At 56.5% G+C, this 21,222-nt stretch carries 22 protein-coding genes; 10 read left to right on the top strand and 12 right to left on the bottom strand.

Going from position 1 to position 21,222, the window contains the following annotated elements; translation table 11 throughout:
- The first annotated feature begins 155 nt into the window (after positions 1-155).
- Positions 156-587: an EamA family transporter gene (locus MUN86_RS15915; protein ID WP_245119053.1), complete on the top strand. Its 432-nt coding sequence runs from the start codon at positions 156-158 to the stop codon at positions 585-587.
- A gap of 171 nt (positions 588-758) precedes the next feature.
- On the opposite strand, the gene MUN86_RS15910 is transcribed toward MUN86_RS15915, so the two are convergent.
- Positions 759-1,208: a GNAT family N-acetyltransferase gene (locus MUN86_RS15910; RefSeq protein ID WP_245119052.1), complete on the bottom strand. Its 450-nt coding sequence runs from the start codon at positions 1,206-1,208 to the stop codon at positions 759-761.
- 152 nt (positions 1,209-1,360) lie between these two features.
- Between MUN86_RS15910 and MUN86_RS15905 the strand changes: the two genes are divergently transcribed.
- On the top strand, positions 1,361-2,341 hold the full coding sequence (locus MUN86_RS15905; protein WP_245119051.1) for an aldo/keto reductase: 981 nt from the start codon (positions 1,361-1,363) through the stop codon (positions 2,339-2,341).
- Positions 2,342-2,425: 84 nt separating this feature from the next.
- Complete coding sequence (locus tag MUN86_RS15900; RefSeq protein ID WP_245119050.1) at positions 2,426-2,965, top strand: DUF4136 domain-containing protein; 540 nt, start codon at positions 2,426-2,428, stop codon at positions 2,963-2,965.
- A gap of 390 nt (positions 2,966-3,355) precedes the next feature.
- On the opposite strand, the gene MUN86_RS15895 is transcribed toward MUN86_RS15900, so the two are convergent.
- Both MUN86_RS15895 and MUN86_RS15890 read right to left on the bottom strand, forming a co-directional pair.
- Positions 3,356-4,555 carry a Gfo/Idh/MocA family protein gene (locus MUN86_RS15895; protein ID WP_245119049.1) on the bottom strand — a complete coding sequence of 400 codons (1,200 nt, stop codon included), beginning with the start codon at positions 4,553-4,555 and terminating at the stop codon, positions 3,356-3,358.
- A gap of 318 nt (positions 4,556-4,873) precedes the next feature.
- On the bottom strand, positions 4,874-5,695 hold the full coding sequence (locus MUN86_RS15890) for an aldo/keto reductase (protein ID WP_245119048.1): 822 nt from the start codon (positions 5,693-5,695) through the stop codon (positions 4,874-4,876).
- Between the two features lie 250 nt (positions 5,696-5,945).
- Here MUN86_RS15890 and MUN86_RS15885 point away from each other — a divergent pair, with 250 nt between their 5' ends.
- Positions 5,946-6,422 carry a 2OG-Fe(II) oxygenase gene (locus MUN86_RS15885; RefSeq protein ID WP_245119047.1) on the top strand — a complete coding sequence of 159 codons (477 nt, stop codon included), beginning with the start codon at positions 5,946-5,948 and terminating at the stop codon, positions 6,420-6,422.
- Positions 6,423-6,432: 10 nt separating this feature from the next.
- Here MUN86_RS15885 and MUN86_RS15880 read toward each other — a convergent pair whose 3' ends face one another.
- Positions 6,433-8,163, bottom strand: a complete 1,731-nt coding sequence (locus MUN86_RS15880; protein ID WP_245119046.1) for a PQQ-dependent sugar dehydrogenase — start codon at positions 8,161-8,163, stop codon at positions 6,433-6,435.
- Positions 8,164-8,545: 382 nt separating this feature from the next.
- Here MUN86_RS15880 and MUN86_RS15875 point away from each other — a divergent pair, with 382 nt between their 5' ends.
- On the top strand, positions 8,546-8,881 hold the full coding sequence (locus tag MUN86_RS15875) for a hypothetical protein (RefSeq protein ID WP_245119045.1): 336 nt from the start codon (positions 8,546-8,548) through the stop codon (positions 8,879-8,881).
- 201 nt (positions 8,882-9,082) lie between these two features.
- Here MUN86_RS15875 and MUN86_RS15870 read toward each other — a convergent pair whose 3' ends face one another.
- The 4 genes from MUN86_RS15870 to MUN86_RS15855 form a co-directional block, all read right to left on the bottom strand.
- Positions 9,083-9,520 carry a carboxymuconolactone decarboxylase family protein gene (locus MUN86_RS15870; protein ID WP_245119044.1) on the bottom strand — a complete coding sequence of 146 codons (438 nt, stop codon included), beginning with the start codon at positions 9,518-9,520 and terminating at the stop codon, positions 9,083-9,085.
- Between the two features lie 135 nt (positions 9,521-9,655).
- Positions 9,656-10,189: a Crp/Fnr family transcriptional regulator gene (locus MUN86_RS15865; RefSeq protein WP_245119043.1), complete on the bottom strand. Its 534-nt coding sequence runs from the start codon at positions 10,187-10,189 to the stop codon at positions 9,656-9,658.
- Positions 10,190-10,362: 173 nt separating this feature from the next.
- The gene (locus MUN86_RS15860; protein ID WP_245119042.1) at positions 10,363-11,241 is read right to left on the bottom strand and encodes a pirin family protein; all 879 of its coding nucleotides are present in this window, start codon (positions 11,239-11,241) and stop codon (positions 10,363-10,365) included.
- A 100-nt stretch (positions 11,242-11,341) separates the two neighbouring features.
- Entirely contained in the window at positions 11,342-11,986 is a 645-nt protein-coding gene (locus MUN86_RS15855) for an MOSC domain-containing protein (protein WP_245119041.1), read from the bottom strand.
- Positions 11,987-12,239: 253 nt separating this feature from the next.
- Here MUN86_RS15855 and MUN86_RS15850 point away from each other — a divergent pair, with 253 nt between their 5' ends.
- The 5 genes from MUN86_RS15850 (at position 12,240) to MUN86_RS15830 (ending at position 18,310) form a co-directional block, all read left to right on the top strand.
- Complete coding sequence (locus MUN86_RS15850; protein WP_245119040.1) at positions 12,240-14,435, top strand: TonB-dependent receptor; 2,196 nt, start codon at positions 12,240-12,242, stop codon at positions 14,433-14,435.
- 444 nt (positions 14,436-14,879) lie between these two features.
- Entirely contained in the window at positions 14,880-15,578 is a 699-nt protein-coding gene (locus tag MUN86_RS15845) for a hypothetical protein (RefSeq protein WP_245119039.1), read from the top strand.
- 72 nt (positions 15,579-15,650) lie between these two features.
- Positions 15,651-16,772 (top strand): sensor histidine kinase, encoded by a 1,122-nt coding sequence (locus MUN86_RS15840; RefSeq protein WP_245119038.1) that lies wholly within the window; start codon positions 15,651-15,653, stop codon positions 16,770-16,772.
- Between the two features lie 142 nt (positions 16,773-16,914).
- Positions 16,915-17,688, top strand: a complete 774-nt coding sequence (locus MUN86_RS15835) for a LytR/AlgR family response regulator transcription factor (RefSeq protein ID WP_245119037.1) — start codon at positions 16,915-16,917, stop codon at positions 17,686-17,688.
- 7 nt (positions 17,689-17,695) lie between these two features.
- The gene (locus MUN86_RS15830) at positions 17,696-18,310 is read left to right on the top strand and encodes a hypothetical protein (RefSeq protein WP_245119036.1); all 615 of its coding nucleotides are present in this window, start codon (positions 17,696-17,698) and stop codon (positions 18,308-18,310) included.
- Here MUN86_RS15830 and MUN86_RS15825 read toward each other — a convergent pair.
- From MUN86_RS15825 to MUN86_RS15810, 4 genes are read right to left on the bottom strand one after another with little or no spacing between them, the layout of a single operon-like run.
- Positions 18,307-19,095 (bottom strand): LytR/AlgR family response regulator transcription factor, encoded by a 789-nt coding sequence (locus MUN86_RS15825; protein WP_245119035.1) that lies wholly within the window; start codon positions 19,093-19,095, stop codon positions 18,307-18,309. The genes MUN86_RS15830 and MUN86_RS15825 overlap by 4 nt on opposite strands.
- A gap of 36 nt (positions 19,096-19,131) precedes the next feature.
- Entirely contained in the window at positions 19,132-19,629 is a 498-nt protein-coding gene (locus tag MUN86_RS15820; protein ID WP_245119034.1) for a flavodoxin family protein, read from the bottom strand.
- Positions 19,630-19,666: 37 nt separating this feature from the next.
- Positions 19,667-20,152, bottom strand: coding sequence for a DoxX family protein (locus MUN86_RS15815; protein ID WP_245119033.1), 486 nt, complete (start codon positions 20,150-20,152; stop codon positions 19,667-19,669).
- 32 nt (positions 20,153-20,184) lie between these two features.
- A complete protein-coding gene (locus MUN86_RS15810; protein ID WP_245119032.1) occupies positions 20,185-21,207 on the bottom strand; it encodes a sensor histidine kinase in 1,023 nt (340 codons plus the stop codon).
- Positions 21,208-21,222: the final 15 nt, after the last annotated feature.

Genomic DNA, 21,222 nt, shown 5'->3' with positions numbered 1-21,222 from the left:
GACTCTTAAGTTGTTGGGGGAAGCAACCAAGCTGGTTGTATGCCCGTCCCAATAACTTTGGCCGGAGCACCTCGTACCTGCACGTAGCTGTTTGGAGTGCTGTGCTCTCGGCTTCTTTCCCATTGTTGTCACTGACTAGTGTCCAAGCAAGCCGTATGTGGATAGTTTTTTCTTTGCTGGCCGCTTTATCGGCTGCTGTAGTGGTTACGCTTTCCAAGGCGGGCATCAAAAATGTGGATTCGAGCTTGGCCTTTGCTATTCAATCGGTGCTGATTGTGCTGGTAGCTTGGGGAGTAGTGGCTTGGCAAGGCAACCTACCCAACGTAACGGCCATTGACCGCCGTAGCTGGATATTCCTGATTGTTGCTGGCGTAATTACCTGCGTCTCGTCGTTGCTGTCGTTTCGGGCGCTTTCCCTCGGCAATGCCTCCCGCGTATCGCCCATCGATAAGGTATCGTTGGTGTTTGCTATTGTGTTGGCGGCCGTTTTTCTGAAAGAGAAAATAAGCTGGCAGGTGATGCTAGGAGCCGGCCTAATGGCAATTGGCGCAGTGGTCATTGCCATGGCCAAGCCCGCCGGGGAGTAAAGAAGGAAGCAGCACTACAGGCTTATTGAAGTCCCGCAATTATAAGTCACAGTAATTTCCCTGCAGGAGCAAGGCACCACCTTCGTAATTACACCACTCTGAAGTGTTAGAATAGGTAAACTCTGCTTCTTACTTATTATAAAAGACCCGGCAATGCCGGGCCTATTTGCTTTATAACCGCACCATATGGATGTGCGGAATACTGTCTTCGAGGTAGCCCTCGCCGTGCTGCTGAAAGCCGAAGCTTTCGTAAAATTCTTTTAAGTACAGCTGTGCTCCAATCTGGATGGGCTGTTCCCCAAACTGCGCTGTTACCGCCGCAATGGATTGGCGCAACAGTTCCCGGCCCAAGCCATAGCGCCGGAACTTCGGGCTGACCACCACGCGGCCAATGCTGGCTTCGGGGTAACTGATGCCAGCATCGAAAAGGCGAGAATAGGCGGCTAGCTCGCCGGTTTCGGTATGGCCGAGTAAGTGGTGGGCTGCTTGGTCTTGGCCGTCCATGTCCTGAAAGGCACAGGTCTGTTCTACCACAAACACCTCGGAGCGCAACTGGAGCAGGGCGTAGAGTTCGGAGAGAGTGAGGGAAGTGAACGGCTTGGTGGTCCAGATGAGCGTCATGTAGGAAAGCAAAAGGTAAGGGAATGCAAAGATGCAGGGATTGGTGGAACGCCAGCACAGGCTAGGGCAAGCTCCACCACAGCGCTAATAGGCTGTCTTGCGTATAACACGCTCAACTCTGGCCGCTTGGCGGCACCTCAACCACACTTACTATGGATTATATCCGCTTGGGAGGCACTGGCCTCAAAGTATCTAAAATATGCTTGGGCTGCATGACCTACGGCACACCCACCGAGCGTTGGCCGTGGGCTCTGAACGAGGAACAAAGCCGCCCTTTCATTCAGCAGGCCTTGGAGCTTGGAATCAACTTCTTCGACACGGCCGACGTCTACTCCAACGGCGCCAGCGAAGAGGTAGTCGGTCGGGCGCTGCGCGACTTTGCCAAGCGCGACGAAATCGTGCTGGCTACCAAAGTGTACAACCCCATGGGGCCGGGCCCTAACCAACGCGGCCTCTCGCGCAAGCACATTATGAGTGCCATTGATGCCAGCCTCCAGCGCCTCGGTACCGATTACGTCGACCTCTACCAGATTCACCGCTGGGACTACAACACGCCTATTGAAGAGACCCTGGAAGCCCTGCACGACGTGGTGAAGGCCGGTAAGGCCCGCTACATTGGCGCTTCTTCTATGTTTGCTTGGCAATTTGCCCAGGCGCTGTACCTAGCTGATAAGCACAACTGGACGCGCTTCGTGAGCATGCAGCCGCATTACAACTTGGTGTACCGCGAAGAAGAACGCGAAATGCTACCGCTGTGCCAAGACCAAAATATCGGTGTGATTCCTTGGTCGCCGCTGGCGCGCGGGCTACTTACGGGTGGACGGAGCAAGGAGCGCAACGAAACGGAGCGCGCCAAAACCGATGCCTTTGGCAAAAGTCTCTACGGCCGCGACGACGACTTTACAGTGGCCGACCGGGTGACGGAAATAGCCAAGGAACGCGGCTTGCCCAACGCTCAAGTGGCCTTGGCTTGGATGCTGTCGAAGCCCGTCATTACGGCCCCCATTGTGGGCGCCAGCAAACCCGGCCACTTAGAAGATGCTGTGGCGGCGGTAGGGGTGAAGCTATCGGGCCAGGAAATCAAGCGGCTAGAAGAGCCGTACCAGCCGCATCCGGTGTTGGGCTTCTCTTAGTGGCTTCGGTTAGACCAAAAACTTGCAGGCCTCAATATAGCTCGGCGCCCGTCAAGCACTGTTCACTTCAGCTTTCACCAACCTATGAAAACCTTCTTTTTGCTGCTTCTGCTGGCATGTACTGCTTGCTCGCCGGTGCGAGTGGAGTCGACTAGTCAAACGCCAGGCGTTAATTTCTCTGCCTATAAAACCTACAACTTCATGGACGTGACGTCGCGCAATGAGGCCGCATTTCAGGGACCTGGTACAGGCATCGAAGAACTGAAAAGTGCTGTGGCCCGCGAGCTAGAACGCCGCGGCTACCAGCGTGCCGATTCGCCCGACCTCTTGGTTAACATTGGCGTCGTGACGCAGGAAAAAGTGCAGACTCGCGAAACGACCATCTATGAGGCGCCGCGCTATATCGGGCAGCGCCGCTACCGTTGGCAAAGTGAAGAAGTGCCGGTTGGGCGTTATGCGGAAGGTACTGCTACGGTTGATGTGGTAGACGCCACTCGCAACGAACGGATTTGGCAAGGCGTGGCGGCAAGTACACTCTCCAAGGACCCCGAGAAGCTAGCTTCCCGCATCAACGAGGGCATTACCGAGATGTTTGAGAAGTATCCGATAGCGCCCAAGCAGTAGTATGAAAATGGAAGCCGCTTTGCCTCTCTACTATTAGAAATCTAGTTCCCCTCCTCGGATGAGGAGGGGCTATAAATGGTTGACCAACTATTGAACGACCAGTGTCTGTCATGCTGAGCTTGTCGAAGCATCTCGCTCGAATCGTTGCTAGTAAATGACTTTACCATACTAGCGAGATGCTTCGGCTGCGCTCAGCATGACGATCGGGTGTGGGTAATGTTAGACTATGCCTGAAGCTCGGCGCTCTTTATGATACTCTATCAATTGCAAAATCACCAATGAATAGCATTCACCTCTAGCTCCTCCTCATCTAATGAGGAGAACTTGCTAGTATTTCAAATACTAGCAAGTTCAATCGGATAGTTTCGGCTTACTGCTTATTACTGCTTATTACTGCTTACTGCTCACCTTATCGAATACAGCTACTACATCTTTGGTAGAGACTTTCTGACCGGTTTCGGCGGCGCGGTAGATGGCTTCGATGATTTGCATGTCGCGGAGGCCCATTTCGCCGGGTACGCGGGTGGGCTTGTTGTTGAGGATGCAATCGGCGAAGTCGTCCATCTGGCGGGCTTGCTGAGGCACGTTCTCGACGTTCATAGGGCCCTGGCTGGTGCGGCCATCGAGGCCACCGTAGCCGTAGGCGGGTTGCAGTTCCATCCACCCTTTGGTAGCATCGGCGCGCAGCAGGCTGTTCATGTTTTCGGCGTAGCTGGTGCGGCAGTTGGCTACGGCTCCATCGGCAAACTGCATCTGCCAGTTGATGCTTGCTTCTACTTCATTGAATAGCACCGGGTCGGTTTTGGGCCCAAACTTAGCCGTGACGGATACCGGTAGCTCGCCTTTGGTATAGATGACGCCCTGCACGCAGTAAATGCCCATGTCCATGAGCGGCCCGCCGCCCGCTAGTTCTTTGTCTTGCCGCCAGGTTTTGCTGCCCGCCCGGAAGCCGTTATCTGCCGTCAGCTTCTTGATGGGACCGAAAACCTTCTGTTGACCTAGGCGCATCATTTCCTGGTTGTGCGGCTCGAAGTGCAGACGGTACCCGATGCTGAATTTCTTGCCGGATTTCTGCATGGCAGTTATCATCCGGCGGCAGTCGGCAGCGGTGTTGGCCATCGGCTTTTCGCAAATAACATGCTTACCAGCCTTGGCGGCACGCTCTACATACTCGGCGTGCAAGCCCACCGGCAGCACGATATATATAATGTCGATGGCAGGGTTGTCGGCAATCCGGTCGAAGGTTTTGTAGTCGTAGATGTTTTGGTCAGGAATCTGGTACTGCTGTTTCCACTGCGTGGCTTTGGAGGGCGTGCCCGTCACGATGCCGGCTAGCTTGCAGAGTTTGGTTTTCTGCAAGGCTGGCGCTAGTTGCCCGGAGCTGTAGCCGCCCAAGCCGACGAGTGCTACCCCTAGTTGCTTACCAGTCTGCAACGCCTCTAGGCTAGCTGGCCCATAGCTGATTTCGTCTAGCCACGACAGCGAACCACCCAGGGCTGTAGTGCCCACGAGCGAAGCGCCAACACCCAACGACAACGTGCGCATAAACTCCCGACGGGAGGCAGAAGAATAAGGATCAAAGGTTTTCATAGCAGTGGGTTGGAAGTGTCAAGTTGTAGGCCATACCTAGCAAGTAAGCAGCGCTAGGTACAATTGTTTGATAAGCAAACGGGTGTATCCGATGCTACTGGTTTGGTTTGCTAGAAGAAAGTACCCCATTAAGCGGCTGATGGTTACGCACAAACCCCGACAGTTCACACAATTGCCGGGTAGTACGTTGCTTACTGTTGTCGCTTAAGGCATTCACTAGCAAGCGGTGATACCGAATTCAACAATGTCGCGGTTGCCAATAACGGATGCTTTCTGGCAAACCACTGCTATTCTACATCACCTAGATGGGTGCCAAGCCTATAGCGCCCGTATGTAAGCTGCCATCTTTTCCCGCGTGGCTTCGTCCGGTAATTCGCCTGCGCCCGCCAGGAGGTTGTCGGCCAGATGGTTGGGGTTGCGGGTGCCGGGTATCACGCACGTAACGGCGGGGTGCGCCACGATGAACTTGAGTAGAAACTCCGCCCAACTGTTAATTCCCAACTCCGGAGCCCAACCCGGCAGTGCTTTGCCCTGCACCCGCGCCAGCAAGTTGCCTTCCGTGAAAGGCCGGTTGATGAGTGTGGCTACTCCGCGCTCTGCGGCTATGGGGAGCAGCCGCTTTTCAGCGTTGCGGTCGAGAATGGAGTAGTTGAATTGCACAAAGTCGATGGTTTCTGTAGTCAGGATGCGGGCCAATTCGTCGTGTTTGGCGTCGGTGTAGTGCGTGATGCCTACGTACCGGACCTTGCCCGCAGCCTGCCAGTCCCGCAGGGTACGCAAGTGCGTTTTCCAGTCCACTAGGTTGTGAATCTGCATCAAGTCAACGGCCGGGCGGCGTAGTTTGCGCAACGAATTTTCCATCTGTTGGATACCCGCCTCGCGGCCTTGGGTCCAGACTTTGGTGGCGTAGAAGAAGGAAGAAGAGTCTTCTGTCTGGCTGGTTAGGTCGCCAATCACTTCCTCGGCCCGGCCATACATTGGCGAAGAGTCAATCACGCTGCCACCGGCCGCACGCAGCGTCGCTAAAGTTTGCTGCAACTGCGGATAGGCGGAAGTGTCACGGACATCGAACGTCTGCCAAGTGCCCAACCCTATCACGGGAAGCGGTTCCTGGCTGCAAGGTATCAGGCGAGTAAGCATGGAAAACAGTTGAAACGTGGGGAGGGGAGGCTTTAGAGCTACTTATTCGCGAGGAATAGGAGAGGAGGTATATAGCCTAGTGAATACCGTAGCAACGAGCTACCTTAGCTGAACAGTTGTTATCAAAAGCACCGAGCTGAACAGCTTACAGTTTCAAACGACAGGACAATAGCAAGTGAAGTACACTAGACTAACCGATACGATATTCACAGTCGAAGATTTTCTTTCCAAGAAAGAATGTCTGGAGTATATGGCGCTTAGTGAAGGCATCGGATACGAGCTGGCGAAAGTCAATACGTCGGGCGGCGCCAGAGTTATAACAGGCATCAGAAATAACAACCGGGCCTTCCATAAAAGTGAGGAACTAGCAGAACAGCTGTGGGATAAAGTCCAGCCGTTTGTGCCGGCCCAAATAGGCAACAGCAACGCCATTGGCCTCAACGAGCTGTTCCGGTTCTACCGCTACCAGCGTGGGCACCAATTTAAAGGCCACTATGACGAGAGCTATATCCGCAATGAGTTGGAGTCAAGCTATTTCACTTTCATGATCTACTTGAACGACAACTTTCAAGGTGGCGACACCACTTTCCAAGGTCTGCGAGTGCAGCCGAAACAGGGCATGGCGCTACTCTTTTTGCATAGCCTCTACCACGAGGGCAGCGAAGTAACACAAGGGGTGAAATACGTACTCCGAACCGACGTCATGTACCGCACTACGGCACAATAGCTTGTGGTGCTTACATCTGCTGCCGGAGCCCGGTCAGCAAGGCAGGTGCATTTTGCTGCGCCTCGGTTTTTTCCTGAGCGGTCAGGACGGGCTTGAGCAGCAAATCAAACATCGGGCGCTGAGCTGGCGGCAAACCAGCGCGCTTCACGCGGCGGTCCTTTGGCTTCAGTTTCTGCACCATAGTTGTGGCTTCCCGCAAGGCCATTTCCGGGCTCGGCGTTTTTCGGTCAGCCACCGATGGGTTAGTAGCCAAGCCGCCGCCTACATACGTGTATTCCAGAATGCAGCCCTTGCACACCGTGCCCTTAGGTGCATCCTGCGAGGGACCAGACGTGATGGTGGCACTGTCGGTGGCGAGGTAAAGTTTGGTGCCGTCGAGCGAAACGGCTAGGTCGCGGTAACGGACGGGAGCTTTGAAGTACATCATCGTGTCGCTAGCCACGGCGGTGCCGTTGTCGTTTAGCTTGAGACGCACCAGCTTGCCGCGTTTCAGGGTCGGAATCAGAAGAGAGTTTTGCCAGCCCGGAATGGCCGTAGCCGTGTATACCGCCAAACTGCTAGGCGCTTCCGAATTCCAAGTGGGTTCGTCGGGGTCGTGGGCGCGGGTGCGAGTGAGTACCGTAGTCAGAAAGTCGTGGTTGAGTGGGTAGAGCGTGGCTAGCGGGTCGCGGTACGTGGCGCCAAGAGCGTTGGCGTTAGCTTGCTCGCTGCCGATGGTGGGGTAGGTGGTGTGCCAGGGACCGGGCAAATCAGTGTGTTCGGAAGCTGCTGCGGCCAACCCGTTGTAGTTGCCATCGGCAAAGCCCAACACCAACGGATGCCCGTAGTTCTTTCCTTTCTCGACGAGGTTGAGTTCGTCATCCGAAAACGGCCCGTGCTCCGATGCGTACAGCCGACCCGTGCCGCCTACTACGGCATACGCCAGCCCTTGGGCGTTGCGGTGGCCAGTGCTCCATACGGCGCTTTGCCGTTTGGTGCTGAACGGATTGTCGTTCGGAATCCAGCGGGTCTGCGGAGTGGCGTCGGCATCGGGCGCGAGGTTGAAACGCAGTACTTTCCCTTCGTAGGAACTGATGCTTTGGGCGTGGTTGGGGCGGCCACCGTTTTCGAACTGACCGGCGCCTAGGTCGCCTACCGAATAGAATAAGTAGTTGCGGCCGGCAACCGGAGCTATCAGCAGGCGGCCGGCGTTGTGGTCGTTACTGGCCGGGATGGTGTCGCAGAGCACGAGAGGGCGCCGCAAGGTTTGGCTGGCGACATCATACTCGTAACGCACCAAACGGGCCGTGAAGAAGTTGCCGCCGTGGTTGGGGCGGCTGCCCTTGCCGGGCTGGTTGGCGCCCTCAAACGAATGGATGTAAGTGAGGTACACGTAGGGCTGGCCTTGCAGCAATTGCGGGTGCAGTGCCAACCCCATCAGGCCGCCTTGCGGCCAGGGTTTGCCGCCATCTACTGAGTCCGGAATCTTGTCGTAGCGCGGAAAGTGGCGCTCCTTGCTCAGGTCCAGCAACACATTGCGGCTGCCCGTGGCCGGGTCAACGCGGCTGACGCGGTATCCTTTGGCCTCGGTCATCCACAGGAAGTTGTCGGGGCCGTACGTTATTTCCCACGGGTCGCTGAGTTGGCGGGCCACTATCCGCTCCGTGAATTTTTCGCCCTGCGGACCCGTAACGGTTTGCGCTATTGCCGGGCTCATCAGCATACCCCACAGGATAGATAAAACAACAAGTCGTAGCTGCATGAATTCGTAAGAGGTTCGGATAGAAAGCTTTCTTGAAAGGCGGCTTTCCTTACTCTTCGGCAGCTAATTAAGTTATAGTCGAGCCGGCCTTTGGGCAAGTTTGTAGGACCAGCTGCCAAACCATTGCCAGCTTCCTAAAACTCAAGCCCATTTTTGGGAAGTCGCAGAGGGCGACGCTTTTAGGAGCCAGTGAGCCAGAAACAGTGCATTGATTCAGAAAATCGGCATCACAACTGCCGCTGCTGCCGTATAAATTCACCTACAGCGCGGTCGGGAAGGGTTGTTGCGCATTCTACTGCTTACCGACGACCACCTGTCACACCTTCGTAACAGGCCTTCTCTACCAAGCCTTCATTCTTAATCAAGCTCTCAGCTCTACCTCATGGCTAAGAAAAAAAACAAGTCCAAAAAAGCAAATGGCCTCGGCAACCTGCCTAACCTGAAAAACCTGAACCTAACCAAAAAGCAGAAAAATGCTTTGGTAGGGGTGGGCGTAGCGGCCGTAACCGCTGGTGCTTATTACCTAACCAAAGGCAAGGTAGACTGGTCGTTCCTGACTGGTAAAGGTGGTGCCAAAGCCTCGGGCAGCCCAACAGCTCCCAACGCTGAAGCTCCCGTAGACGTGGCCCTGAACCAAGAAGTGGCCGAGTCCACCGTGCACAACCCCAATAACGAGGGCGAATTCACCGACGATGGTGCTACCGGCAACGCCGACTAAGGTATCTGTTAGTCAGACTCATTAGCTGAAACGAAATCGGGCAATAGACTTCTAAGAGCCCGATAGTTAACTAAATTGCCTGCACACAACGGCGCCCATACCATTGCGGTATGGGCGCCGTTGTGTGCAGGCAGTTTGCTTTTCAGTGAGAGAAGGTTCGAGGAAAGTCCGCAAGGGGCAAGCAAGTCAACTGCTCCGTTTTTAGGCTTCCAAGGGCATTTCCGTTGTAATGGCAATGCGGTTCCAGGCGTTAATTGTGACGATGGCCATGATGGCCTGCGCCAAATAGTGCTCATCAAACAAGGCAGCGGCCTGCTGATAGGTGGCATTGGACACGTGCTGACCGATGAGCGTTACTTCCTCGGTGAGAGCCAGCAAGGCTTGCTCTTCGGGGGTGAACAAGGTAGTTTCGCGCCAGGCAGATAGCAGATACAGGCGTTGCTCGGTTTCGCCGGCTTTGCGCGCGTCACGGGAGTGCATATTGAGGCAGTAGGCGCAGCCATTTACTTGGGAGGCCCGCATCTTAATCAATTCTTTGTGCGTGCCGCTGAGTTTAGAAGAGCTTAGGTACTTCTCTAACGCATACATGGCTTTGTAGGCTTCGGGTTCGGTTTGCTGGATGTTGAGACGCATCTTCATGAACTTTAGTGGGTTGAAGTATGCCTCAAATGTCCGAGGTGGCCAACGGAATCCACTTAATCTAGTTCAAGAAATGACGGTTTTACTCGTGGCCCACCTTTGCCCTGATTTTGCTGAGAAATTCCGGCGTAAAGCCTAGATAAGAAGCCAACATATACTGCGGCACCCGCTGCACAAACCCCGGAAAAGCGCTGTTGAAATGATAGTAGCGCGCCTCCCCGACAAGCTGAAGAGAAATTTGATCCGAAACAGCGCTGCCGCCGCCGACTTCTGCAGCAGGATGCGGAAATACCGCTCTAGCTGCGGCAACTGACGTAGCACTTCCTCTTGCACCCGCTTTTCGAAAAGCACCACCTCGGTAGTTTCTACCGCCTGAATAAAGAACTGAGACGGCGTCTGCATATCGAGACTGGCATAATCGGTTAGCCACCAGTTTTCGATGCCAAACAAGATGGTTTGCTCGCTGCCTTTTTCGTTGACGAGGTAAGTACGGAGGCAGCCTCGCAGTACAAAGTAGTTAGCCGTACATACTTGGCCTTCGCTGAGCAGATGCTCTTTGCGGGCAATGGTTTGCCGCGTCAGGTACGTTTGGAGCAGGTCAGCTTCGGTGGGAGTTAGCGCTACGTACCGGGCAATGTGGGCAAGCAGAGGAGCATACGGGCTGGACACGGGGCGTATGGATGAAGTGGAACCATGCTGCAGCACGGCAGCTGAAACGCGGATGGAACCGGAGGGCCTTGAGAATCAAACTGCCGTTCCACCGAAAGGAGCGACGATGCTAGATATACATTCTCGGTCCCACCCGCAACCACTGTCAATTTAGCTCAGCAAGCACCTGCCAGCTACTCATCTTCCGGAAACTTGCCCATGCCGCCACTTTCAAAATCGGCAATGGCTTGTACCAATTCCTGGTTGGTGTTCATCACGAAGGGGCCGTACGTTGCCAGTGGTTCCTCGATGGGTGCTCCGGCCAAAACCAGTAAAACTGTTTCCTCGGTGGCCCTGACTTGAATGTCGGTCGAGTCCCAACCAAACACCACCAGTTGTTTGATGACAGCGGGCCGGTTGCCGTGCAGCGTAATGGCACCCTTCACTACATAAATGCCCACGTTGTAGTCGGCTGGCAGGCGCAGGGTAGTTTCCACGCCGGGAGCCAGATGCACGTCCAGCAGCGTGATGAGCGAGAAAGTTTCGGCGGGGCCGGTAAGATTCTCGTAGTCGCCGGCGATAACGCGGATGCTACTGTTGCCACCAGGCAGGGACAGGCTAGGAATGCTGGTGCTCCGAATATTCTGGTAGCGGGGCGGGGCCAGCTTGTCCTTTTTGGGCACGTTCACCCACAGTTGCAGCAGTTCCAGTGTGCCGCCTTGCCGGGCAAACTCTTTTTCGTGGCGCTCTTCGTGCAGGAGGCCCGCGCCGGCCGTCATCCACTGAACGTCGCCCGGGCCGAGGGTGCCGCTGTGGCCCGCGGTGTCGCGGTGGGCCAGGGCGCCCTCGTACACCACCGTTACGGTTTCGAAGCCGCGGTGCGGGTGCGGCGGCGTACCCAACGGCGCATCGGTGGGCGCTACTTGCATCGGGCCGGTGTGGTCGATAAGCAGGTAGGGGCTAAGCTGCCGGATACGCGGCCCTGGCATCGGGCTAGTTACATCGAAGCCGTCGCCGACGAACTTCTTGTTGCCATCAATAACCTGAAAAATGCGGCGAAAGAAAGTGCTCATAAAGTGGATTGAAGTAGATGCCAAGTAACTCGAACCAAGCTGCTGCACGCGCTAAAGCGGGCAACAAGCTTTCCGAAGTACTTACGTCATCCAACAAAAATCAACGGCTTCCTTCTAGCATCAGCGTGAAGCGCTTGCGCCAAGACACCGTCAGATACGGCATGTCCAAGATTTCCTGAATCTTGTGCGGATCGGGGGTTTCTACGCTACCGTTGTCAACTATGTCCTGAATGGTAACGTTGTAGGTGGAACGCTGCACTAGTGTGATGACGTCGCCGGCTTGCACCACGCCTTCCTGCTGCACCCGGAAATAGATGCCACTGCGCCGCGACTTCTCGAAGCGCTGCACCATGCTGTCATCCTGCAGCCGAATACCCAACTTAAAGCAGGGTTGGCGCGGCTGAAAAGCCATCAGCACGGCCGTGCCCATCTGGTATAAGTCGCCTATCCGCACATCCTTTTCCAGTAGGCCAACAGTGGTCAGGTTCTCGCCGAAAGCTCCGGGCACTAGTTTTTCGGCGGGCAAGTACTCTTGCCAGAACGCATAATGCTCTTGCGGATACGCATACACGGCTTTGTCAGGACCGCCGTGCACGTGGAGGTCGGCCTGCCCATCATTCGCCAAGTGCTCTGTATACACCTGCACTAGCTCCGAGGTAGGTTGCTTGAAAATGCTGGTTCGTACGGTCTTGCCATTCCAAACATATTCTTGAGGCAAACCAACGTTGAGGGAAGCAATGTGCATAGCAGTGGTGGGTAGATAAGCCGACACAAGATAGGGAGGAGCTTATTGACATTACTATTCCAGGCGCTTACCAATATCAGTACTTAGTAGCTGAGGAATTAATGTAAACTGCTGAATCACTGCATCCGGAGCGGGATGAGTTGATAAGTAGGTTTTCCTACACTTCATCTCCATAATCTGGCACTTCGGTAACCGCAAATTTCATTGGCTTAAGCAGTAGCTCACATTTGAGTGTCACTTCGCTGCTACTGCCATGAAACGTCTACTACTCTCACTGTTCCTGCTATTAGCCCCCACCGCAGGGCTGTACGCTCAATCTGCCACCAATCTCAGCGGCATCGTCCGCGACGCGGCGGGCCAAGCACTGCCGGGCGTCAATGTGTTTTTGCGCGGCACTTTCGACGGTACCAGCACCGATACCTTAGGCACGTTTCAGTTCGAGACGCAGCAGGCCGGGGCGGCTACGCTGGTGTTGAGCTTGTTGGGGTATCAGCCGCAGGAGTTGCCGCTGACTTTGAACGGGCAGCCACTGAAGCTGAGCTTGAAGCTGGAAGGCACTCCGCATGCCTTGGGCTCGGTGGTGGTGACAGCCGGAGCTTTCGAGGCCAGTGACGAGAAGCGTTCCGCCGCCCTCAACACCCGCGACATTCAAACCACTGCTGGTGCGCTAGCCGACGTGTCGGGTGCGCTCAACACCCTGCCGGGCACCACCCGAGTAGGGGAGGACGGCATGCTGTTCGTGCGCGGCGGGGCTGCCAACGAAACCAAAGTGTATATGGACGGCCTGCCCGTGCAGAACTTCTACGCCGGGTCGGTGCCCGCGGTGCCCGCACGAGGACGATTCTCGCCCACACTGTTTCGGGGCACGGTGTTCAGCACGGGCGGCTACTCGGCGCTATATGGACAGGCCTTGTCGGGCGTGCTGCTGCTGAATTCGACGGATTTGTCACAAGAAACGCAAACGGGGGTATCGGTATCCAACTTGTTTGTGGGGGCTTCGCGGACCAAGCGGTGGGAGCAAACTTCGTTGGATGTATCGGCTGATTACACCAACCTGATGCCCTACACCGGGCTGATGCCGCAAAATGTGGAGTGGGTGCAGGCGCCCCGCTCAGGCAGCGGTTCCGTCAAGCTAAGTCACCGCACCGGGCAGGCAGGTATGCTGAAAGTTTACGGTACCTGGAGCGCCCAATGCCTCGCTATCCGCCAGCCTAGCCCCGAGCCAGCCGGCCAACAAACCGTGGCGCTACGAAACGGCAACGGCTACCTCAACACCACCTTCCGTAGCCCCTTGCGCCGCGGCTGGAGCATCCAAACCGGCATAGCACTGTCGCGCGACGATAAAGACGTGCAACCCGACACATTGCGGCTACGCACCTTAGAGCAAGCCCTGGTAGGCCGGGTGGTGCTCACCAACGATTCGGCGGGCTCCCGCTGGAACCTCAAGCTTGGAGTAGAAGGCCTCGGGCAACAAGTTACGCAGCAGTACCAGCCCCGCGCCACTGACGCCGATACTCGCTACGAAACCAGCTTCACGGAAAAGCGCGCGGCTAGCTTCGTGGAATCGGATTTTCAACTAAGCGACCGGCTGGCCGGCCGGGTTGGCGGCCGCGTGGAATACTCGGCGCTACTTGACCGAGTCAACGCGGCTCCCCGACTAGCCTTGGCTTATCAGACGAGCGAGCATAGCTCGGTTTCGGGTGCTTACGGCCGCTTCTACCAAACCCCCGACAACAGTTTGCTGCTGGTGCAGCCCAACCTACGCTTCGAGCAAGCCACGCACTCGGTGCTCACCTACCAATACAACCACGACGGCAAGCTGCTGCAAGCCGAAGCCTACCACAAAACCTACAGCCACCTTACCCGCTACGATGGCCAAGACATGCGCAATGCCGCCACCTACGATAACGGCGGCACTGGCTACGCTCGCGGCCTCGACGTGCTTTGGCGCGACCGGAAAACAGTGAAGAACCTGGAGTATTGGGTGAGCTACGGCTTCCTTGACACCCGCCGCCAATACCGCGCCGACCCCGTAAGCGCCGTACCCACGTTTGCTGCCCGGCACAACGTATCGGTCGTGGGCAAGTATTGGGTGCCTAAGCTCAACACGCTCTTTGGGGTTACTGCCTCCTACGGCAGCCCGCGCCGCTACCACGACCTCAACCAGGAAGGGTACAACCAAGGCGTGCTGCCTACTTATCAGGATGTAAGCCTGAACGCTAGCTACCTCACCCGTTTGTTCGGTCAATTCACTATCGTCCACATCTCCACCTCCAACGTGCTTGGCCGCCAAAACGTGTACGGCTACCGCTACGCCAGCACCCCCGATGCTAGCGGCCAGTTCAACCGCGTCGCCGTGACGCCCACGGCTCCGCGTATGCTGTTCGTGGGGGTATTCGTGTCGATAAACAAGAAAAACCCCGGCGACGTGAACGAACGGCCCGAGTAAGGTTGCTCCACTTAATATCTACGGTTTAGCAGACTAGTTTCTCTCAGATGAGGAGGGGTCAGGAGGGGTTGTTTACCCCGAGCGTCATGCTGAGCGGAGCCGAAGCATCTCGCATGCTGAGGTTGTGGTGCTAACCAAACGAGTCGAGCGAGATGCTTCGGCTCCGCTCAGCATGACGAGTAGTTTGGCAACGGCAAGTCAGCTACCCCTAGCTCCTCATCTGCAAGGAACTAGATGTCTAAATCTCTAGCACCAAAGCTGAAATTCCCTCATGGCGCTAGCATTGAGGCCATCTTAGCGAATTGACAAATTGTATAGGTGCCTCCGCGCTACGCTTCATCCTGATGATCCGACGCTTCAGTAACCGTGAATTTCCTTGGGGAGCGGGGGCGTGCACCTTTACAACAGTCAAACGCCATACACCACTTCAACTGCTTCCGCATCATGAAAAAGCCTTTCCTTGCCTTCGTCCTCTGCGCTGCTTCTTTCGCCGCCGTAGCGCAGACGCCTGCTATCGACACGCCCACAACGGCTACTGCTACCACCGATGTATACTCGCAAATGATGGCCGCCACCATCAAGGAAATGCTGAGTTCCAGCAACCCCACGGCTACCCAACAAGCCATCAGCAAGTTCGAGCGGGCGGCGGCCGTAGCGGCCAACGACTGGTTGCCGCGCTATTATCAGGCGTATGGCTACGTGCGGTTGGGTTTCCTTACTAAAGACAGCGAGCAGCAAGACAAATACTTCGATCAGGCCCAAACGGCGCTAGACCAGGCGCGGGCTTTGCCGGCGGCCGATGCGTCGGAGCTAGGCGTAATGCAGGCCTACCTCTACCAGGGCCGCATTATGGTGTCGCCGATGGCGCGGGCTATGAAGTACACGGCGATGGTAGGGGAAAGCCTTGGACAGGCCGAAAAAGCGAATCCGCAAAATCCGCGCGTGTACTTGGTGCGGGGCAACGACTTCAACTTCCGGCCCAAAATGTTTGGGGGCGGAATGGCGGCTGCCAAGCCGCACTACGAAAAGGCAATGGCGCTGTTCGCTACGTTCCGGCCGGCCACGGTACTGAGCCCAAATTGGGGCGAAGCAAACGTCAAGAATTTGTTGGCGGAAAGTGCCGCGAAAACGGCTTCCAACTAATACTGGCTGACCCGTTGGGAAAAAGCGGCTCATTACGTGATGCTTCCCCAATGGGTCTTTTCATTTACTTTGATGGAAACTTCTTGGCCGTTGTCCGTGGCGCAATCCAACTCCTCTTCGCAGCTTACCACTGGTTACCAGTCCATCTCAAATTCATGGGCGACTACCTGGAAAGCGTTCCGGATGTTGGTGCTTATTTCGGCCTTTCTCACGGTGGTGTTGAACCCGGGAGCCCTGACGGATGGAAAGCGCCTAGCCTTCACGTTTATTATCACCTTTGCCTACAGCGCCGGGCTGTGGTTTGTCAACTGGTTGGCAGTAGAATGGCTCAATACCCATATTTCGTGGGCCGAGCGGCCTTTACGCCGGATTCTGGTCACTGTGGCTTTGCAAGTAGGTGGGTCGGTGCTGGTTGTTCTAGTAATTCAGGCGGCTTATCTACTGCTTTCGCACCAGTCGTTGGCGCTGCTGTGGCGGCCGCAGATGTACGGCCAGGTATTGATACCCTTAGGCATTACCATTATCATTTCGCTGTTCAACCACAGTCGTTCTTTCTTCCTGAATTGGCGCGAAGCGGCCATCCGGGTCGAGCGGGTGGAAAAGGAAAACGCCGTAGCTCGCCTCGACTCCTTGCGCCGCCAAGTAGACCCGCACTTTCTCTTCAACTCGCTGAACGCCCTGACGTCTCTCATCGAGGAAGAAGACCCCGCCCGCGCCTCGCGCTTCGTCCGCCAGCTGGCCAAAGTCTACCGCTACGTTCTTGACAGCCAGGAGCAGGAAGTGGTGACACTGGCCGAGGAAATGCGCTTCGTGGAGGCGTACGTGTATTTGCAGCGCACCCGCCTCGGCGAAGGGCTGCAAGTGGAAATCAACCTGCCGCTCGCTGCCAACTTAGAAGAACTACTCGTGCCGCCGCTGGCCGTGCAGTTGCTCCTCGAAAACGCCCTCAAACACAATGCCACCAGCCAGAAGCAGCCTCTCTACATTCATATCACGTTGGATGCGGCTGCCCGCCAACTCGTGGTGCGCAACGCCCTGCGCTACCGCCGCGTCCCCGACGAGGAATCGACGGGCCTGGGCTTGCCCAACCTTTCCGCCCGCTACGCCTTCCTGACCTCGCGGCCCGTGACGGTAACGAAAACCGAAACCGAATTCACCGTGACGCTCCCCCTGCTCGAAGTTTCTGCTCTTTAATTGCTGATATTCCTAGTTGGTTGGCGGTGTCAGCAGCCGGCGCGGTGCCTTAAATAGCTTTCATGCGCCTGCGTTTCTTGCCAGCCATAGGCTAGCTTGCGCACACCAGTCACTTATTTACCTAGCAACAAGAAATCAAGAAATGCGCGCTCTGATTGTTGAAGACGAACCGCTGGCCGCTCGCCGTTTAGCTGAACTGTTGAAAAAGCAGGCATTGCGCGTGGAAGTGGTAGGCACCGCCGAGTCGGTAGCAGAAGCAGAAGCACTCCTCCAAACCCTGCGGCCCGCGCCCGACGTGCTGTTCCTGGACATTCATTTGGCCGACGGACTCAGCTTCGAGCTGTTCGAGCGGTTGGAAATTCGCATTCCCGTTGTCTTCACCACAGCCTACGACAAGTATGCGCTACGGGCTTTCAAAGTGAACAGCGTAGACTACTTGCTCAAGCCCATCGACCCGGAAGAACTAACGGCTGCTCTCACCAAACTACAGCAACTGCGCGAAGCCGCCACGCCCACCTTCGATGCGGCGCTGCTGGCCCGGGTGCTGCAACAAGCGCAACCCGCCAAAGAGTATAAGTCGCGCTTCGTGGTGCGGGTCGGTGAGCATCTGAAAGCCATTCCGGTAGAGCAAATTGCCTACTTCGCCAGCTTGGAGAAGGTCACGCTGCTGCACACCCGGGAGGGCCGCCGCTTCGTGGTCGATTACACGTTGGAACAGCTAGAGCAGATGCTCGACCCCACCGAATTCTTTCGACTCAACCGCGCCTACTTAGCCCACGCCGACGCCATCCACGACATCATTCACTACACCAATTCTCGTCTCCAAACCATCCTCAAGCCCACCGCCCCCGAGGGTGAAACCGTGCTGGTAAGCCGCGAAAAAGTGGCCGCTTTCAAGGCCTGGCTGGACAGATAAGAACTGCATGATGATTTCTGCACCCGTGCGCCGTTTGGCGGCGGTAATTTCCTGGTTGGGGCACCCACTGCTTACAAGCACTGCGTTTGTGAGTTTCATGGCTTGGCAAAAGCTTGACGACGACCCAACGGCCAGATGGAGCCTTGGCAGCGTAGCCACCATGGCGGCACTCATCGGCATCTGGAGTTTCCGCCAAACGTATCGCGGCGCCTACTCCAACTTCGATATATCGCAACAGGAGCAGCGTCGGTCGTTTTATCCAGTGCTGCTCCTGTTGCTGGGGCTGGCCACTGGCGTTCTGTTTTGGCAACAGGCGGGGCTATTCCGGTATGGCCTGCTGGCGGCCTGGCTGCTACTGCTGACTTGCTACGCAGTCAATTTCTGGCTGAAAATCTCGCTGCACGCGGCATTGTCATTTTTTCTGGCCTGCGTGGTGTTGCACTTGTATTCTAAGTGGGGCGTGTCGGCTTTGCTGCTGGCAGCAGTAGTAGCGGCCTCGCGGCTGGTGTTGCGGCGTCATACGTTGCCGGAGCTAGTGGCTGGTATCGTGGCTGGCGTAGTGGCTGGGGGCGGACTGGCCTGGTTTCTGGCCCATGCAGCAGTCAACGGCACGGGTAGCTAGCCTTCCAGCCACTGCTTAACTGCATTGGCTTTTTCCCGACTCACCAGTACTTCCTCGGTGGGCGCGGGCTGCAAATCGAGCAGCAGCTTGCCGTTGAAATGGGAGTGCAAGCGTTGCACGGCCGCGAGCTGAGCAATAAACTGGCGGTTGAGGCGAAAGAACTGCCGCGGGTCGAGCAGGCTTTCCAGTTGTTCCAGCGTATAGTCGACCACGAAGCGGCGGCCGTCGGTGGCAACGAGGGTGGTATTTTCGTGTCGGCTCTGAAACCACGCTATCTGCTCAACGGCTAGGGGCAGCAACTGCTCACCGCTCCGAACTAGGAAGCGGGTTTTATACTGCCGGTCGGGGCGGGGGAGGCTGTCGAGGAGGCGTTCGAGGCGGCGGGCGGTATCGTCGGCTATGCCTGCGGCTTGCGGCGAAGCCGCGGGGCTCCGCCACTCCCGCAGCTTGGTGAGGGCGACTTGCAATTCGGTCAGCTTCACCGGTTTCAGCAGATAATCGACGCTGTTGGCCTTGAAAGCCCGAATGGCATAGGCATCGTAAGCGGTAGTGAAGATGACGGGGCTCCGCACGAGCGTTTGCTCGAACACCTCCAGGCTCAAGCCATCGGCCAGCTGAATATCAGACAAGATCAAGTCCGGGGCGGGATGGGCAGCTAGCCAGGCTAGTGCGCTGGCTACGCTGTCGAGTGAGGCGAGTACCTGCGCCTCCGGCGCGGCTTCCAGCAGCAACCGTTGTAGGCGCTCAGCAGCGGGGTATTCGTCTTCGAGAATCAGAACGGTCATGCAGGGCGGCGAGTTGGGAAGGTGAAGGCGTGTTGTTTAGCGCAAGTCGCGGAGTTGCTGCGCAAACTGGTGGGCCGTTTCCTCGGGAAAAGGCTGCTTGAGCGACTGGTACAAAGTACCGCTAAACGTCATCTTGAAGTACTCCACGGTCCGCCGAAACGGCACCTCAAAACCCTCCGGCAACTCTTTGTCGGAGCCAACGGCGAGCAGAAACGCGTGCTTGCCGGCTAGCTGGCGGCCTAGCTGTTTGTGGATGTCAGTGAGATTCGTAAACCGGTCGAAGAACTGCTTCATCACCCCGCTCATGCTGTACCAGTAGACTGGCGTTGCAAACACCAAGACCTGGTGCCCAATCATGAGCTCTGCCAACTGCGGAAAAGTGTCGTCGCTCGGATAGTCGTTTTGGTAGTTGTAGGGCGCTACAGGCCAATCGAGCAGGTTAACGAGCGTGTGCGGAATGTCGGCTAGCACCCGCTCCACCAAGTGTTGCGTGTCGCCGGCTTGGCGGGCGCTACCTAGCACGACTAAGGGCATTGCGGTAGGGGAGGCAGGAGAAGTCACGCGGCTAAGGCTAGTGAGAAAGACCCGCGAAAGTAGGAGCCGCAGGCAGATACACGCTAAAATACCAGGTCCAGACGATGAACAACAGTTGCAGCGGAATCCGGAACCAGAGGTAGCGCGGACCGGGGCCATCGGTGGTACCCGTTTGGTAGTTGATGTGGTGCAAAGCCGCGTGAATGTTGCCGGGCAACACCAACCCGAAAAACACAATCAACGACCACCCGACCAACAGGCGCGAGGCCGGCACCAGTAGCCCCGCAGCCGCCACCAATTCCACAATACCCGTGAAGTACACCCATGCTTTGCGGCCGGGTAGCCACTCGGGCAGCATTAGCGTCATGCCTTTGGTGAGGGTAAAATGCGCAGCGCCCGTGAACAGCAGCATCACAGCCATGGCCACGTTGCCAGCTAGCAGATAATTCGGGTTGCCGCCAACCAAGCGGGTCGCTCCCAACGACAGCAGGAAAGTCCCGAGCAAAACGAATAAGGGTTTCATAAGACGAGTTTTAGGAGAAGAAACCGCTACGCTTACTCTGTTAGCAGCGGCAGTTGCACCCGAAACCAGCCATCGTCGGTGGAAACTGTCACGGGCTGTGGCGCTTGCAGTAGTTCGTAGCGGTGACGCACGTTGGCTAAACCCATGCCTGTGCCTGGGGCCAAGCCAGCCGTACGAGGACGCAGCGTGTTTTCCACTGTGAAATAGCTGGTCGTGCCATCTGCCAACAAGCGAAGCTCTAGCGGAAACTGTCGCGACGCCACGTTATGCTTCAGCGCGTTTTCAACTAGCAGCTGCACGCTCAGCGGCGCCACGCGGGCCGTGAGGGCGGCGGGGGCCACGGAGGTAGTCACGCGTAGGTTGTCGCGGAAGCGCACCTTTTGCAGTGCCAAGTAGGTGTCTATAAATGCTAGTTCCTCGGCCAGCGACACAGTGGCTTTGTCGCGGGTGAGGAGCACATAACGGTACACATCGGCGAGCTGCTCCACAAACTCTTGGGCGGGTTTGTTGCCCGGCTCGATGAGGGCCGAAAGCGTGTTGAGGGTATTGAACAGAAAGTGCGGATCAAGTTGGCTTTGCAAAGCTTCGAGCTGGCTCTGGACCCCAGCGCTTTGCAGCTGCTCGGCCCGGCGCACATTCTGCTCCCATTGCCGAAAGAAATACACGGTTTCGTAGAGCGTCAGCACGGCCAACGTGGGAAACAAGTTGAAAAACGTGCCCGATACCTGAGACTCGAAATCCAACCCAAAGTATTGGGGGAGTAGCCAGTGCAGTGGTAGCCGTAGCAGCACCGTCGCCACGCTCGTACCCACGACCGACAGCGCGGCTAGGCTCCAGAGCCGCCGCTTGGTTTGATCAACGTGCGGAAGGCGCCCAAGCAGCCAGTTCCACAGGGTTCGGTTGCCAAGCCAGAGGAAAGCCGTGAAGTAGAAGGAAATACCCCAATCAATGAAAAACAGCGGTACCGTCCAGGTTTGGTGATCCGACGCAGTAAGCAGCGTGATAATTAAACTCAAAGAAGGAATTCCAAAGAGGAGGAGGCGACGGTCGTTCATAGTGATGGGCAAGAT

Source organism: Hymenobacter volaticus, from assembly GCF_022921055.1.
Lineage (GTDB): Bacteria > Bacteroidota > Bacteroidia > Cytophagales > Hymenobacteraceae > Hymenobacter > Hymenobacter volaticus.
This window is presented reverse-complemented; position numbering and strand designations above follow the sequence as displayed.